At 65.5% G+C, this 14,177-nt stretch carries 16 protein-coding genes and 1 tRNA gene; 4 read left to right on the forward strand and 13 right to left on the reverse strand.

All coding sequences use genetic code 11. The features are described 5' to 3' along the window. Window positions 1–186: 186 nt before the first annotated feature. The 5 genes from WBB07_RS15395 to WBB07_RS15415 form a co-directional block, all read right to left on the reverse strand. Complete coding sequence (locus WBB07_RS15395; RefSeq protein WP_526309147.1) at window positions 187–930, reverse strand: FadR/GntR family transcriptional regulator; 744 nt, start codon at window positions 928–930, stop codon at window positions 187–189. 257 nt (window positions 931–1,187) lie between these two features. Continuing rightward, the gene (gene wzm / locus WBB07_RS15400; RefSeq protein WP_526309149.1) at window positions 1,188–2,018 is read right to left on the reverse strand and encodes a galactan export ABC transporter permease subunit Wzm/RfbD; all 831 of its coding nucleotides are present in this window, start codon (window positions 2,016–2,018) and stop codon (window positions 1,188–1,190) included. Then, a complete protein-coding gene (gene glfT1 / locus WBB07_RS15405; protein WP_526309151.1) occupies window positions 2,015–2,908 on the reverse strand; it encodes a galactofuranosyltransferase GlfT1 in 894 nt (297 codons plus the stop codon). Before glfT1 ends, wzm begins: the two co-directional genes overlap by 4 nt. Further along, window positions 2,901–3,722: a galactan export ABC transporter ATP-binding subunit Wzt/RfbE gene (gene wzt, locus WBB07_RS15410; RefSeq protein WP_526309153.1), complete on the reverse strand. Its 822-nt coding sequence runs from the start codon at window positions 3,720–3,722 to the stop codon at window positions 2,901–2,903. Before wzt ends, glfT1 begins: the two co-directional genes overlap by 8 nt. A 6-nt stretch (window positions 3,723–3,728) precedes the next feature. Further along, on the reverse strand, window positions 3,729–4,184 hold the full coding sequence (locus tag WBB07_RS15415; RefSeq protein WP_526309250.1) for a proteasome activator: 456 nt from the start codon (window positions 4,182–4,184) through the stop codon (window positions 3,729–3,731). A 419-nt stretch (window positions 4,185–4,603) separates the two neighbouring features. Between WBB07_RS15415 and WBB07_RS15420 the strand changes: the two genes are divergently transcribed. Then, complete coding sequence (locus WBB07_RS15420; RefSeq protein ID WP_526309155.1) at window positions 4,604–5,800, forward strand: cysteine desulfurase-like protein; 1,197 nt, start codon at window positions 4,604–4,606, stop codon at window positions 5,798–5,800. 87 nt (window positions 5,801–5,887) lie between these two features. On the opposite strand, the gene WBB07_RS15425 is transcribed toward WBB07_RS15420, so the two are convergent. Beyond that, the gene (locus WBB07_RS15425; protein ID WP_526309157.1) at window positions 5,888–6,868 is read right to left on the reverse strand and encodes an NAD(P)H-quinone oxidoreductase; all 981 of its coding nucleotides are present in this window, start codon (window positions 6,866–6,868) and stop codon (window positions 5,888–5,890) included. Between the two features lie 65 nt (window positions 6,869–6,933). Between WBB07_RS15425 and WBB07_RS15430 the strand changes: the two genes are divergently transcribed. Next, complete coding sequence (locus tag WBB07_RS15430; protein ID WP_526309159.1) at window positions 6,934–7,446, forward strand: MarR family winged helix-turn-helix transcriptional regulator; 513 nt, start codon at window positions 6,934–6,936, stop codon at window positions 7,444–7,446. Between the two features lie 59 nt (window positions 7,447–7,505). After that, a tRNA-Ser gene (locus WBB07_RS15435) sits at window positions 7,506–7,592 on the forward strand. Between the two features lie 90 nt (window positions 7,593–7,682). Here WBB07_RS15435 and WBB07_RS15440 read toward each other — a convergent pair. Both WBB07_RS15440 and WBB07_RS15445 read right to left on the reverse strand, forming a co-directional pair. After that, entirely contained in the window at window positions 7,683–8,075 is a 393-nt protein-coding gene (locus WBB07_RS15440) for a hypothetical protein (RefSeq protein WP_526309161.1), read from the reverse strand. A 271-nt stretch (window positions 8,076–8,346) separates the two neighbouring features. Continuing rightward, entirely contained in the window at window positions 8,347–8,832 is a 486-nt protein-coding gene (locus tag WBB07_RS15445) for a DUF2628 domain-containing protein (RefSeq protein WP_526309163.1), read from the reverse strand. 116 nt (window positions 8,833–8,948) lie between these two features. On the opposite strand from WBB07_RS15445, the gene WBB07_RS15450 reads away from it, so the two are divergent. Further along, window positions 8,949–9,158, forward strand: a complete 210-nt coding sequence (locus WBB07_RS15450; RefSeq protein WP_526309165.1) for a hypothetical protein — start codon at window positions 8,949–8,951, stop codon at window positions 9,156–9,158. 7 nt (window positions 9,159–9,165) lie between these two features. On the opposite strand, the gene WBB07_RS15455 is transcribed toward WBB07_RS15450, so the two are convergent. The 5 genes from WBB07_RS15455 to hisC form a co-directional block, all read right to left on the reverse strand. Continuing rightward, a complete protein-coding gene (locus WBB07_RS15455; RefSeq protein ID WP_526309167.1) occupies window positions 9,166–9,687 on the reverse strand; it encodes a hypothetical protein in 522 nt (173 codons plus the stop codon). A 143-nt stretch (window positions 9,688–9,830) separates the two neighbouring features. Further along, window positions 9,831–11,132, reverse strand: coding sequence for a hypothetical protein (locus WBB07_RS15460; RefSeq protein ID WP_526309169.1), 1,302 nt, complete (start codon window positions 11,130–11,132; stop codon window positions 9,831–9,833). A 697-nt stretch (window positions 11,133–11,829) separates the two neighbouring features. After that, window positions 11,830–12,654 (reverse strand): crotonase/enoyl-CoA hydratase family protein, encoded by an 825-nt coding sequence (locus tag WBB07_RS15465; RefSeq protein ID WP_526309171.1) that lies wholly within the window; start codon window positions 12,652–12,654, stop codon window positions 11,830–11,832. Between the two features lie 50 nt (window positions 12,655–12,704). After that, window positions 12,705–12,995, reverse strand: a complete 291-nt coding sequence (locus WBB07_RS15470) for a hypothetical protein (RefSeq protein ID WP_526309173.1) — start codon at window positions 12,993–12,995, stop codon at window positions 12,705–12,707. Between the two features lie 44 nt (window positions 12,996–13,039). Continuing rightward, window positions 13,040–14,089 (reverse strand): histidinol-phosphate transaminase, encoded by a 1,050-nt coding sequence (hisC, locus tag WBB07_RS15475; RefSeq protein ID WP_526309175.1) that lies wholly within the window; start codon window positions 14,087–14,089, stop codon window positions 13,040–13,042. Window positions 14,090–14,177: the final 88 nt, after the last annotated feature.

Raw genomic sequence — 14,177 nt, forward strand, 5'->3', positions numbered from 1 at the left:
TGCAAGTGGAGCGTTGAAGTATCCGGGGGGTAGCAGGAGCCGATACCGTTGCAGTCTAACGAGTTTGGGCAATAGTATGGCATTGGGCCTTATGGTAACACCATAAGGCCCAATCTGGCCGGAACTGGAAAAGCTGTAACGGGGGTCTCTCGGTCAGTCCGGCAAACCCGAGAGTCGGTTCGGTCCTCAGTCTTTGGAGAGTTGACGCGCAGTACGCCCGATGTGGGTCCGCATGATCGCCGTTGCCTTCTCGACGTCACCCTTGCTAACTGCGGCGACGAACTGTCGGTGTGCGCGATTGCCTTTGACGCCCTTCTCGGGGTGGTCTTCCTTGACCTGCTGAAGGGAGGTCAAGGTGGGTCCGTGGAACGATTCAGCGAGCAACGAGATCGCGGCGTTGTGGGTGGCAAGCGCTACTCGAGTGTGGAACTCGGCCGAGATCTCCATGGAGTATTCACCGTCTGCCAATGCCGCGTCGCCACGGTCGCAGATCTCCAGGAGGTCATCGATGTCCTGTTGGGTCGCGCGATGGCACACGATGGGGATGATGCCCAGCTCGAAGACCTGGCGTGCTTCGGTCACCTCCTGGGCTGTGACGTCCGACATGGTCATCAGGTCGACGATGCCTTCGCCGACGCGCGCGCTGGTCGGGGCGGTCACAAAAGCGCCGCCGCGGGCTCCTACCTTGATTGCCACCATTCCATTGGCTTCGAGCCCGCGGAGGGCCTCGCGGACCGTCACTCGGCTGACTCCGAACTTTTCACCCAGGTCGCGTTCGGCGGGTAGGCGGTCGCCGGGACGCAACGAGCCATCACGGATGAGTAAGCGAATCTGATCAACAATCAGCTCCGAGGCCCTTCCCGCGTTCACGCGACTGAAAATGTCGTCAACCGCTGGCTGCGCCGACCGCAGGGTGTTGTCAGTGCTCATGGGCTAATGATAATGCCAATAGCTGCGAAAGGGCGCAGGCCGTGAAACTCGCCAGATTCTCTGAGAGGCGACTGTACGGCCACCGACCGCCCATGAAGAGCTCCGTACTTCAGGATAGGGAGCGTAGTGCGACTTGTGGCTCCAGCCGTCGAAATCAAGGCGGCCCACGACGCCTCGGTTTGGTTACCAGACGCAGCATGAATTCAAGACCGGCGCCCCCGACGATCCGTGAACCACGGCTGCCGATCCCCGGCCGGTCAGACCCAGTAGGGCACGCGAGCGCGGTACTGGCGCATGGCAAATGCGGTGACCGTCCAGCCGACGATGGTCAGCACGATCACCACCACCCAGTGGTGCAGCTCCTGCTCGGCGCCCAGCAGCGGCGCCCGCACGATGTCGAGATAGTGCAGCAGCGGGTTGAACTCGATGATCTTGGCCCAGTTGCCGGCGCCCTGGTTCCGCAGCGTCTGGTCGTTCCAGATGATCGGCGTCATGTAGAACAGCAGCTGCACCAAGCTGAACAGCAGCGGGCTGATATCGCGGTACCGGGTGGCAAGAATGCCGAAGCACAGCGCCACCCAGATGCAGTTCACCACGATCAGCGCCAGCGCCGGAATGAACATCAGATCGGCCCACGACCAGTTCTGCGGAAAAATGATGGCGATGATGACAAAGATGATGATGTTGTGGGCAAACAGCAGCACTTGGCGCCACACCAGTCGATAGACATGCACGGACAGCGGTGTCGGTAGCTGCTTGATCAGGCCTTCGTTGGAGACGAACACGTCAGCGCCTTCGAGGATCGAGGCGTTGATCAGGTTCCAGATGATGAGGCCCAGCGTCACGTACGGAAGATGCTCGGCCAATTCGAGATTGAACAACTTGGAGTACAGCCCGCCCAGCGCCACAGCCATGGTGCCGGTGGCGATGGTGATCCAGATGGGGCCCAGCACGCTACGCCGGTAGCGCTGTTTGATGTCCTGCCAACCCAGGTGCAGCCACAGCTCGCGCTTGTTGAACCCGTCGACCAGGTCACGTCGGGCCCGGTAGAACGTCTTGGACTGTGCCGCCGCATCGACGAATGTCATCGCTGGAACCTTTCGCGTCGACCCAACCGCCGCAGCCGGATCCACTCACGCAGCCCGGCGGGATCGCGCCGGGACACCAGGAAGAACCAACCGAACCGCACCCATTCCTGGAGCAGCAGCTTGCGAAGCCCCGGCTGGGACAGCAGGTATCCACGGTTGCGGTAGGTGAAATAGCGTTTGGTGGCGTCGTCGGGATACTGGGTGTGCATCCGGCCACCAAGGATCGGTTTGAACTCGTCACTGCCCTGCGGATGCACGTAGACCGCGTTCAGGCAGGTGCCGAAGGGCACCCCGGAGCGCACCAGCCGCCGGTGTAGCTCCACTTCGTCGCCGCGCACGAACAGCCGCAGATCCGGTACCCCGACGGCTTCCACCGTCGCCGCCCGGAACAGCGCTCCGTTGAACAGTGACGCGATACCGGGCAGTAGATCGCCGGCGCCGTCAACCCGCAGTTCGTCGACGTGACGGCGCCACACCAGCCCGCGGCGCAGCGGGAATGCCAACCGCTGCGGATCGGCGAGATCGCACACCATCGGTGACACCTCGCCGAGCTGATGGGTCTGCGCACAATTCATCAGGGTCGCCAGCACATCGGAGCCGTGCGGGCGGCCGTCGTCGTCGGCCAGCCAGATCCAGTCGGCGCCGGCCGCCAACGCGTGCAGCATGCCGAGCGCAAACCCGCCGGCACCGCCGAGGTTTCGCTGCGAACCCAGGTAGGTGGTCGGAACAGGCTGTGCAGCAACGAGTTCCCGTACCTGATCGTCGCAGTCGTTGTCGACGACGATCAGGTGGTCCAGTCGTTGGGTCTGGGTCGTCAGCGCATTCAGTGATTGCGCCAGTTGCTGGGGACGACGATGGGTGACCACCACGGCGAACACCGTGTCAGTCATTCGGCACAGCCCGATCGCGTGCCGTCTCGGCGAGCACCTCGCGGACATGGCGGGCGGCGTCGTCGCCTTCGTAGGCGCGGACCACCTCTTCGATGCCGCCGCTCATCCGGATGGTGCCGTGGTCGATCCACATGGCGGTCTTGCACAGCCGGGCCAGGAATTCGTTGGAATGGCTGGCGAACACCAGGATTCCGGAGCGTTCCACCAGCGCGGCCAGCCGGGTCTGGGCTTTCTTGAGGAATTCGGCGTCGACGGCGCCGATACCTTCATCGAGCAGCAGGATCTCGGGGTCGATGCTGGTGACCACACCCATCGCCAATCGCACCCGCATACCGGTGGAGTAGGTGCGCAGCGGCATCGACAGGTATTCACCGAGTTCGGTGAAGTCGGCGATCTCGTCGACCTTGGCGAGCATCTGTTTGCGTGTCTGGCCGAGAAACAGGCCGCGGATGATGATGTTCTCGAATCCGGAGATCTCGGGATCCATGCCGACGCCGAGATCGAACACCGGGGCCACCCGGCCGCGGACCGTCGCCGAACCGCGGGTGGGCTCGTAGATCCCGGACAGCAGCCGCAGCAGGGTGGACTTGCCGGCACCGTTGTGCCCGACGAGACCCACCCGGTCGCCCATCTCCAGCGACAGGGTGATGTCGCGCAGCGCCTCGATCACCACGACGTTGGAGGCGTTGCGCCCGATGGTTCCACCGGCCTTGCCCAGGAAGGCCTTCTTCAGTGACCGCGATTTGGCATCGAAGATCGGGAACTCGACCCAGGCCTCACGGGTCTCGATATGCGGTTGAGTGGGGGAGCTCACGGCGTCCTACAGGTACTGCCCGGTGCCCGGATGGGTTCCGCTGCGTGGCTGGCCCGGCACGCCGGCCCCCGGTGGGAGAGCGCCTTGACGCATTTGTTCGAGCTGCGCCCTGGCGGCCATCTGCTGGGCAAACAGCGCGGTCTGGATGCCGTGGAACAGCCCTTCGAGCCAGCCCACCAGCTGTGCCTGCGCGATCCGCAGCTCGGCGTCCGAGGGCACCGCGTCATCGCTGAACGGCAACGCCAGCCGTTCGAGCTCGTCGCGTAGCTCAGGGGCCAGGCCGTCTTCGAGTTCGGCGATCGACGTCCGGTGGATGTCACGCAGCCGGTTGCGGCTCGCGTCGTCCAGCGGCGCCGCCTTCACCTCTTCGAGGAGCTGCTTGATCATGGTGCCGATCCGCATCACCTTGGCGGGCTGCTGCACCAGGTCGGTCACCGACTTGTCGTCGTCGCCGCCTCCCATCAGCTGCGGGTCGACTCCGATGATCTCGATGTTGTCGTCGTCCGTGCTCACTTCTTTGTCCTCTTTGCCCGTGGTGTTCTGGGCCCGTGGTGGTGCCCACTCGATGCGCTGTCTGCCTAGCGACAGTAGTCCGTCCGGTGCCCGTCGCTTCGGAGCGCCGCCCGCTCCGGGTGCCGGCGCCCGCCGGTAACCGCTCGGCCGACCGGTTCACGTGCCGACCCTACCGACCGGGCAAACGTTGTCGCCACGTGTCTGGTCATTTCAAACAACCTGGTTTGCTGTGTCAGCAACTGCAGGCCGGTTAGGGCTCCGCGCGGCGCCCTCCCTGGACTAATATGGCCAGCCAGTGGCCCGGTGGGGGTTTGGGTAGTGGGGCTACCCGTCGTCGGGCGTGTATCGAGACCTCTAAGGTGGCTGGCATGGCATTTGACGTCGCCAGGGTGCGTGGTCTGCATCCGACTCTGGGCGACGGCTGGGTGCACCTGGATGCCCAGGCCGGAATGCTGGTGCCGGATTCGGTGTCGACCACGGTTTCCACCGCTTTCCGCACCTCGATGTCCAGCGCGGCCGGGCCGCACCCGTCGGCGCGCCGCAGCGCGGCAGTGTTGGAAGCGGCACGGCAGGCGGTAGCGGACCTGGTCAACGGAGATCCGCGCGGTGTGGTGCTCGGCGCCGATCGGGCCATTCTGCTGACATCCCTGGCCGATGCGTCGTCGTCGCGGGCCGGCCTCGGTTACGAGGTGGTGGTGACCAGGCTCGACGATGAGGCCAACATCTCTCCGTGGTTGCGGGCGGCGAACCGTTACGGCGCCAAGGTGAAGTGGGCCGAGGTGGACATCGAGACCGGTGAGCTGCCGTCCTGGCAGTGGGAGGGCCTGATCACCAAGCCCACTCGGCTGGTCGCGATCGCGTCGGCGTCGGCGACCCTGGGCACGTTGGTCGATCTGCGTGAGGTCAGCAAGGTGGCCCATGACATCGGCGGTCTGGTGGTGGTCGATCACACGGCGGCGGCTCCGTACCGACTGATCGACATCCAGGAGCTGGATGTCGATGTGGTGGCGGTCAATGCTGTGGCCTGGGGCGGGCCGCCGATCGGTGCGCTGGTGTTTCGTGATCCGGCGCTCATCGACACTTTCGGTTCGGTGTCGATGAATCCCTATGCGGTGGGTCCGGCGCGTCTCGAGATGGGCGTGCATCAGTACGGCCTGCTGGGCGGGGTGGTGGCCAGCATCGAGTACCTGGCCGGTCTGGATGAGGCAGCCAGTGGCTCGCGCCGCGAAAGGCTTGCGGTCTCAATGCAATCCGCGTCGGCATACCTGGACCGGGTGTACGCCTATCTGCTGTCGTCGCTGCGGTCGTTGCCGCTGGTGATGGTGATCGGTGCGCCCGAGGAGCGGATCCCGGTGGTCAGCTTCGCCGTGCAGAACGTGCCCGCCGAACGTGTGGTGCAACGGCTGGCGGACAACGGCGTACTGGCCATTCCGAACGCAACCTCGCGGGTGCTCGACGTCATCGGGGTCAACGACATCGGTGGTGCGGTGACCGTCGGGCTGGCGCACTACTCGACGATGTACGAGGTGGACCAGCTGGTGCGGGCCCTGGCCAGTCTCGGCTAGGAACTCTGAGCCCGGCCCTCACTCCCCGGGCTTGTGTGCCCCCTGGCTTCGTTGGGGGTGGCGCCCACGCCCGCATCGTCGGCCGGGCTAGGACACCGTCAGCAGGACTTTCCCGGTGACGTCGCCCGATTCCAGCAGGCGGTGCGCCTCGGCTGCGCGTTCGATCGGCAAGGTGGCGCCGATCACCGGGCGGACCTTCCCGGAGGCGATCATCGGCCACACCGAGTCCGTGACTGCCTGCACGATGGCGGCCTTGCCGGTCGTGCCCTCAACGGGCCGTCCCCGCAGCGCCGTGCCGATGACGCGGGCCCGCTTGCCGATCAACTTGCCCAGGTTCAGTTCGCCCTTGACCCCGCCCTGCATGCCGATCACGATCAGCTGCCCGTCTACGGCCAGGGCGTCGACGTTCCGGTCGAGGTAGGCGGCGCCCATGATGTCGAGGATGACGTCGGCACCGGAGCCGCCGGCGGCCTCCCTGACCCGGGACACGAAGTCCTCACCGCGATAGTTGACGGTGATGTCGGCGCCGAGATCGCGGCACAGTTCGAGCTTTTCGGGTGACCCGGCGGTGACGGCTACGCGGGCGCCGAGAGCGTGCGCCACCTGGATGGCATGAGTGCCGACGCCGCTGGCGCCGCCATGGACTAGGAGCAGCTGTCCAGGGGACAGGTGAGCCGTCATGATCAGGTTGGACCAGACGGTGCACGCGACCTCCGGAAGCGCCGCTGCCTCAGCCAGGCCGACCCCCGCCGGAATCGGCATCACCTGACCGGCGGGCACAGCCACGTACTCGGCATAGCCCCCACCCGCCAGCAAAGCGCACACTTCTTGCCCGATCTGCCAGTTGGTGGTCCCGGAGCCCAGCGCTGCCACCGTCCCCGACACTTCCAGCCCGATGGTGGTGCTGGCCCCCGGTGGGGGCGGATAGTTGCCCGCAGCCTGAAGCAGATCTGCCCGGTTGACTCCCGCGCAGGCGACCTTGATCAGTACTTCTCCGTCGCCAGGGGTTATCTCCGGTGTTTCCCGCCACGCCAGCTGAACAGGCGAATCCGCGACAATTGCATGCATATTCGCTACGCTACTACCCTCAAATTCACGCTCCCTGCGCGGCGTCTAGGGCTTACCATCAGCTGATGGAGGGGATGATTGCCGGGCGTACTGCAAGCGATATGCCTGGGCTCGATATTGCCGAGGAGAGGGCGTGGCAACACTTCCTCGATTCGGCGCTGCGAATATACGCCGCTTTGAATCGGGGCCTCACCGATTCGCATCAGCTGACGCTCAGCGATGTACGGCTGCTCGACATTCTGGATAGGTCTGCCACCGGGTCGGCGCGAATGGGGGATCTGGCTGAGGCGCTGTTGTCGCTGCCCAGCCGGGTGACGCGTCAGATCAGGCGGCTCGAGGCGCAGGGATTGGTCCGACGCACTGCGAGTCCGGATGACGGACGCGGGGTGTTGGCGGCCATCACCGATGAGGGCCGCGAGGCGGTGCAGCAGGCGATGATCACTTACTGCGACGGTGTCCGGGCACATTTTCTCGGTCAGCTCTCCCGTCCGCAGATGGCGGCGATGGGGGAAAACTGTCGTCGGATCAGCACCGCACTCAAACATGTGGATCGGCCCGGAAAGTTCGGCCGGGCCTGATCGCCACCGGCCCGTATGTCGATTTCGGGACGCGGTGCCGCACCGCTACGCTGGTCGACGGTGGCGTGGCAGAGCGGCCTAATGCACTCGCCTTGAAAGCGAGAGTCGGCTAACACCGACCGGGGGTTCAAATCCCTCCGCCACCGCTCTTCAGTCCGGTTTCCGGGGCTGGGTACAGCGCCCGGGAATCCGCCTCATGACACCTGGGCTGCGATATCGGGCCGGGTATCCCTGCCTCAGTCCCACCACCCGCCGCCGTACACCACGTGACGGTGGGTCTGCCGGTTGTCGATCACGTCTTCGTCCACGTGGCCACCGCGCATCGCGTCTCGCGTGAGGCTCCGCAGGATCGCCCGCTGCGCGGCGCGCTCGGAGGCGGACCAGGCACGGCGGTGGAGCCTGCGACCCCGAGGTGTCACGTAGGTGTCCCCGTAGATCCGCTGCCACAGCTCTGCGGTGGGGACGTAGCTGCACCTGGTGTCGAGGTGGTGCTTGTCGACCGGCCACGCGGGCAGGTCGCACGCAACACCGCCGGACTCGTGGCATCGGTAGGAGTGCGCGGCGACGGCGTCGCCTCGCTGGTCGTTGCACTGCACCCAGTCGGGGCGGTGAGCGTCGGTGTCGGACATCGGATTCCCTGCCTTCGGCAGGCTGCCCGCAGCGTCCGTACGGCTGCGGGGGCGGCAGCCTGTCTACAAGCCGGGCATCCTGATGTCCTCTCCGCGTGATCGGTTCGAGCCGCACAACGTAGCACGCACCGGGTCGGCTCGACCGGTAAAAGGCCGCGCGGCTACCGCCAGCCGATCGGACTACCTCGTCACCGAATATCGCGTCGCTGGTGCTACACCCACCAGACGCTCTGTCTTACCGATCGGCGCTCCAGCTCTGCGCGCTTCCGCGTCAGCTCTTTCGCCGGAACAATGGGGTGCCCTCGTACGGGTTCCAGCTGGTGCTGCCGCGGGTGACGTGGAGGAAGTAGGCCCAGTTCGCGGTGCTGGAGTAGAGCAGCCCGATGGCGACGCCGTAGCTGACTGCCGGGAAATCGAAGTCCAGGAGGTACTCGACGAGCGCAACGAAGAAGCTCAAGACGATCGAAATACCGAAGAGGCTGAGGCCCTTTCGCCAGGGACCCTTGATGGCAAAGTAGATCGGGCCGAAGACGAACGCTGGACCGTTCGCTCCCAGCCGTATCCGCTGTCCGAATGAGAGCTGTTTGAACGCGACCGTCGCTTTGGGGGAGGATCCGGGCTGACCGTAGCGTGAGAAGAAGTCGAACCGGCTGCGCCACTTTTCAGACACTTCGACGGCCGCCGGGTGCGGAGCGGATGCTCCGTACGGGTTTTGCGGGTCGTACGAGTACTGAGGAGGAACGTTGCTGTCGGTCACCGCGAGATGATAGCGGTCTAGTGAACTTCGTTGGATCGTCCATCTCTCCTGGTTGCGGGGGCCGCGAACCGCCGGACCCGCCATGATGGTGCTCGGCGACGGTGTGACCGGGATTCGTGCCCGTTACTCAGCAAGGGGAGATCCGGTGCTCGATCGGCATGTGTTCGAGGACCAGCACCGATCAGACTGCGCGGCTTCGGGAATCCCTCGGCGAAGACCTGCTGGCAGCGATCCGGGAGCAGTTCCCGGACTCGGCTCAGTTCGGGATGCACTGTGAGTCCGTGGGTGTCGGCCGCGGCAAGGTTTGGAATCGCATCGGTGGCTGAGCGTCGGTCAGCCACCGATGAGGGACGCGTTCCAATCGCCCCACTCGAACTGGAAGTCATCGCCGGTGAACATCACCGCCCGCATTCCGCGCCGGTGAGCCGAATCGCTGGCCACGCGGAACACACTCCGCACCAGCGCTGAATCCCACTGCGCCTCAAGGCCGACCACCACGCGGTCTGCCTGCGGCCGCGCATGACCGACTCTGCAGAGCAGCTGCTTGGGATCCAGACCCGTGTAGGTTTTGAACTCGACCAGCAGACTGCCCACAGCGGCGTCGGGCGAGCGCAGGCCGCAGACTTGCCGCAGTGGTAGAGCGATGACGTTGTACCCCTGGCGGGCGAGGCGGCGGGCAATCCACCACTCCCGGTCGTCGAAGGTCGCCACGGATTCGTCAACGCCGCCCGTATGTCCGCTTGTCCACGAGGCGTTCTCGTGCGCGGCCAGAGCGGACGTGAACGCCGGCTGATCGCCGCCCGCGACCCATAGCGCGACGTCGCGCGCGCAGGGGCTGTGGGCGACCGGCAACATAGGCGAATACTGACAGCGGGGTACGACAACCGGCTGGTCCCGAGGTGACAGGGCAAGCGAACGAAACGACTGGCGCTGCTGCGGACGCACGTCGACCCCTCCCGCCGCTGCGGAAGGGGGGCCGACGGGTACTCCTGAAATCTCTAGTCGCTGTCGCTGCTGCCGGATGAGCTGCTTCCCGCAGACGATTTACGCTCGGATGTCGATGCGTTGCTGCTGGACTTGCTGCCGCGTTGGCTGCTGCGGTCGCTGTCACCGGACTTACTGTCGCCGGTCTTGCCGGCCGCGGTGCGATCCGTGGCGGCAGAGCGCTTCAGGCTCTCAGCGGCCTTCTTGGTCGGCGCTTCCACCTCCGCGGTGGAGTCGGAGTCGCCGCCAGTCGTCGCTCCCGTGTCCGGCGCTTCGGTGCCACCTGCGACCGGCTCTGCTTCGGCAGTGACATCCGCAGTGGCAGTGGTGGTTTCGGCAGTTTCCTCGGCGCCGGCAGTGTTGGACGCGGGGACCACCGCGGTCTCCGGTGTTTCGATGACCGTGTCGACAGGGGTGTCCAGGGTGATCGTCGCAGCGGTCAGGTCGGGCACGGCGGCGGCGGGGTCCCCAGTCGTCTGCGAGGCGAATCGTGCGGATGACGGCGGAGCGAGGGCCTCCGCGATGGCCTTGGGAATTGCGACGAGCAGCGCTCCGATGAGGCCGGCGCCCGGGGCATGCGGCAGGAAGGTGAGAAGACCCGGGTAGTTGTCCGCGTCGCCGTTCAGGAACGCGCCGGTGACGGCGGCGGGGGTGTTGATGATGGAGTTGAGTGCGCCCAGCAGATCGCCGGTATCGACGGCGTCGACCAGTGCTTGACCCTGGGTGCCGAGTACCGAGACGACGCTCATGATTGGGCTCAGAACGCCGGAGATGAGCGGAAGCATGGTGTCCAGACTCGTGACCGTGGTGACGACCCGGGCAAGGGAGTCCGCGATCTGGCTGGGGATCGCCAGGACATCGAAGAGGGGGAAGGCGGCAAGCAGCACCGAAACGATGAGGTTGTTGACTTCTTGGGCCGCGCCCGTGACGTCACCCTGGGCAAGATTCGCGGCTACCGCCTGCAAGCTTGCCGGGACGTTTTCGGTCGCCCAGGTGATGAAGGACTCCCCGGTGCCCACGAGGCCGGTGACCACCGTTTCGCTGTAGCCGAGCCAGTTGATGATCAGCTGGCGCAGGGCCGGTGCGGGATCGGACGCTACCGCCGTGCCGATGCCCACCACGTTGCTGAAGGCATCTTCGAAGACGTTCAGCCACGGTGTGATGGGGTCCACTGCTGCCGCCAGGTTGACCTCGACCGAGGAGATGGCCGGGACTTGGATGTCGGGCGGTGTTGCCGAGATCGGTGCGGCGATGAGGGCGGTTGCTCCCATCATCGCGACCCCGGCGGTGAGGTACGAGCGAGCGCTTACATGCATGGGGACCCCTAGGTTGAGCGTGATGTCAGGCACCGCGGACCGTATCCGAAAATAAAGTTACAGTCACGTAAATAATCAAAGTAGAACGCGTTGCAATATAAACCTCTAAGCTAGTCGGCTCGAAGGCCATATCTGGCTAATAATCGCTGTTCAGGGCCGGTTACCCATTGCCGGTGCCGTGCCGAGAACTCGTTACCGTTTTGCCGCTGTATCGGCCCGGGGAGACGAGTCGGTGCTTGGCATCCCGTGTCGTCCGTCAGCCTCCGCGCGGGCTTACCACGACCTCGTGGTGCTCGACGGTGTGCTGGTGGCCACGCCGTGTACAACGACGTAGTACCCGTCGTGCACGGTGAGCGTGTTTCCGCCCCGCAGGGTGCTGGTGGAGACACCGTGACCACCGAACGTGAAGCTCGACCCGTTGTGCGAGAACGTCAGGCTGTCGCCGTCGGCATCGTTGACATTGATGGTGTCGATGTTGCCGGCAATTTGCTGCCACCGTAACCGTCTGCCACCGTGATGTCGATGTAGTCATTGCGCTCGTTGTCGGCCGCGCCGATCTTGGCGGCCTGATGTGATTGCGCGTTGTTGACATTCCGGGTGTAGGTGAAGTTTCCGTCCTTGTCGATGGTGACGGTGCCACCATTCCTGGTGCCGATGCTGATGGTCCCGCTGGCCGGCAGCCAAGCCCAGGTGAGTGCTATTCGCCGGTGAACTCGGGCGGGCGCTTGGCGAACATCGCCGTGATTCCCTCGGTCAGATCCTTCGACGGCAGGAATGCCGAGTTCCACGCCGCCACGTAGCGCAGGCTGGCGGCCACCTGAGCGGTCCGTTGCTCGTCGAGCACGTCCTTGACGCCCTGGACCACCAGTGGGGGGTTGGCCGCGATCTCGGCGGCGGTGGCGTGCGCTGCGGCGAGGCTCGCTTCGGCGTCGTCGTAGACGTCGTTGACCAATCCGATCTTCTCGGCGTGGGCAGCCGTGATGTCCTTACCCGTCAAGGCGAGTTCACGCAGATGCCCGTCGGACAGGATCAGCGGCAGCCGGGCCAGGCTGCCGACATCGGCGACGATCGCCAGCTTGACCTCACGCACCGAGAACTTGGCGTCGGCGCTGGCGTAGCGGATGTCGACCGCGCTGATCAGGTCGACGCCACCGCCGATGCACCAGCCGTGCACCGACGCGATGGTGGGGGTGCGGCAGTCGGCGACGGCGGTGATCGAGTCCTGCATCTGCCGCAGGCGGGTGTGGAAGTCGGCGCGGGGCCGCGCCAGGGCTCCGTCGGCGAGCATCGGTGACAGGGTGTCGCCCATGGCCGCCAGATCCAGGCCGTAGCTGAAGTTCTTGCCCGAACCGGTCAACACGATGGCCCGCACGTCGGGATCGGCGTCGAGGCCGCGGAACGCCACGGGAAGTTCGGCCCAGAACGCCGGCCCCATCGCGTTGCCCTTGCCGGGACCCAGCAGGGTCACCCGTGCGACGTGGTCCGTGATGTCGATCGACAGCGATTCGTAAACGTCACCCATGAGAGACCAGGCTAACCGGTTGGTAGGGACCCGTTGGTCGGGGTGTCGGGTCAGGGCCTGGAGAAGCCGAGCAAGACGTCCTCGAGGTCGGCCTGGGGGATTGCCTGGCAGATCACCTGGGCGAGGCCCGCGACAAACGGCGGCGGCTCGCTGTCCTCGCCGGCGAGGATCTCGTCGACCACCGCGGCGCGGTCCCGCTCACCGAGGGTGTTGAAATCTCTGCACGTCATACCGGCAGCCGACACCGGCTCGGTGGTCTGAGCCACCACGCCGTCGGTGGTTTTGGTGCAGCCGGACAACAGGCACCCCACGGTGAGAGCCGCGACGACGAGGGCTTTCATGCCCACGACGGTAGTGCCACGACGGTGGCCAGGCCAGACCGGCGTCAGATCCAGCCCTGAGCGAAGGCCAGGAAGGCGTCGTTCTCGTGTGGGGCGCCGATGGTGACACGCACCCCGTCGGTGCCGTACGGCCGCACCAGGATCCGGGCGTTGGCGGCCTGCTCGACGAAGTCGGCGGTGCGGTCGGGCCCCAGGGGCAGCCAGACGAAGTTGGCCTGGGGGTCCGGCAGTTGGTAGCCGTAGTCGCGGAGCGCCGCCGAAACCCGGGCGCGTTCAGCGACCACCGCGTCCGTGCGGGCCATCAACTCGTCTGCTGCCTGCACCGAGGCGATGGCGGCAGCCTGGCTCAGGCTGGTCGCCGTGAACGGCACGTAGACCTTGCCGAGCGCGACGATCACGTCGGGATCACCCACGGCGTAGCCGACCCGGGCCCCGGCCAGCCCGTACGCCTTCGAGAACGTGCGGAGAACAACCACATTGGGATGGTTGCGAACCAGGCCGAGGCTGTCGGGGTTCAACCCGTCGCGGATGTACTCGACGTAGGCCTCGTCGATGGCGATCAGGATGTCGCTGGGAACCGCCTCGACGAAGGCCGCCAGCTTCGCCGGGTCCACCACTGTCGAGGTCGGGTTGTTCGGGTTGCAGATGAAGATCAGCCGGGTGCGTTCGGTGACGGCCGCCAGCATCGCGTCCAGGTCGTGGATGTGATCTTTGAGCGGAATCTGCACCGGAGTGGCGCCGGCCACCCGGACTTGCAGCGGGTACACCTCGAAGGCGCGCCAGCCGAACATCACCTCGTCGCCGACGGTGGCCGTGATTTGGATCAGTTGTTGGCACAGGCTCACCGAACCGCAGCCGACCGCGATGTTCTCCGGCGCGAAGTTCACATGCTTGGCCAGGTGTTCTTTCAGCTCGACGTACCCGTTGTCCGGGTACCGGTTGAGATTGTCGGCGGCTTTCGCGATGGCGGCGCGCACGCTGGGCAGTGGTCCGTCGACGGTTTCGTTGCTGGCCAGCTTGATCGCGCCGGGCACGGTTTTGCCCGGTGTGTAGGCCGGAAGGTCGGCCATCAGTGGGCGCAGTCGGGCGGTCATTTGGTCAGCATATGTGAGTGCATGTACGCTCTTGCCTCGGCGGTTCCGGTGCTCCAAGCGGGTCCGGTAATCTCCAAAGGACGTTCAA

The organism is Mycobacterium sp., assembly GCF_049647605.1.
Lineage (GTDB): Bacteria > Actinomycetota > Actinomycetes > Mycobacteriales > Mycobacteriaceae > Mycobacterium.

Coding starts and splice junctions, on each gene's coding strand:
- WBB07_RS15470 (WP_526309173.1), bottom strand. CDS start 12,995: ATGAAAGCCCTCGTCGTCGCGGCTCTCACCGTGGGGTGCCTGTTGTCC.
- hisC (WP_526309175.1), bottom strand. CDS start 14,089: ATGACCGCCCGACTGCGCCCACTGATGGCCGACCTTCCGGCCTACACA.
- WBB07_RS15415 (WP_526309250.1), bottom strand. CDS start 4,184: ATGGGAGGCGGCGACGACGACAAGTCGGTGACCGACCTGGTGCAGCAG.
- WBB07_RS15465 (WP_526309171.1), bottom strand. CDS start 12,654: ATGGGTGACGTTTACGAATCGCTGTCGATCGACATCACGGACCACGTC.
- WBB07_RS15395 (WP_526309147.1), bottom strand. CDS start 930: ATGAGCACTGACAACACCCTGCGGTCGGCGCAGCCAGCGGTTGACGAC.
- glfT1 (WP_526309151.1), bottom strand. CDS start 2,908: ATGACTGACACGGTGTTCGCCGTGGTGGTCACCCATCGTCGTCCCCAG.
- wzm (WP_526309149.1), bottom strand. CDS start 2,018: ATGACATTCGTCGATGCGGCGGCACAGTCCAAGACGTTCTACCGGGCC.
- WBB07_RS15430 (WP_526309159.1), top strand. CDS start 6,934: ATGGAGGGGATGATTGCCGGGCGTACTGCAAGCGATATGCCTGGGCTC.
- WBB07_RS15455 (WP_526309167.1), bottom strand. CDS start 9,687: ATGTTGCCGGTCGCCCACAGCCCCTGCGCGCGCGACGTCGCGCTATGG.
- WBB07_RS15460 (WP_526309169.1), bottom strand. CDS start 11,132: ATGCATGTAAGCGCTCGCTCGTACCTCACCGCCGGGGTCGCGATGATG.
- WBB07_RS15420 (WP_526309155.1), top strand. CDS start 4,604: ATGGCATTTGACGTCGCCAGGGTGCGTGGTCTGCATCCGACTCTGGGC.
- WBB07_RS15425 (WP_526309157.1), bottom strand. CDS start 6,868: ATGCATGCAATTGTCGCGGATTCGCCTGTTCAGCTGGCGTGGCGGGAA.
- WBB07_RS15440 (WP_526309161.1), bottom strand. CDS start 8,075: ATGTCCGACACCGACGCTCACCGCCCCGACTGGGTGCAGTGCAACGAC.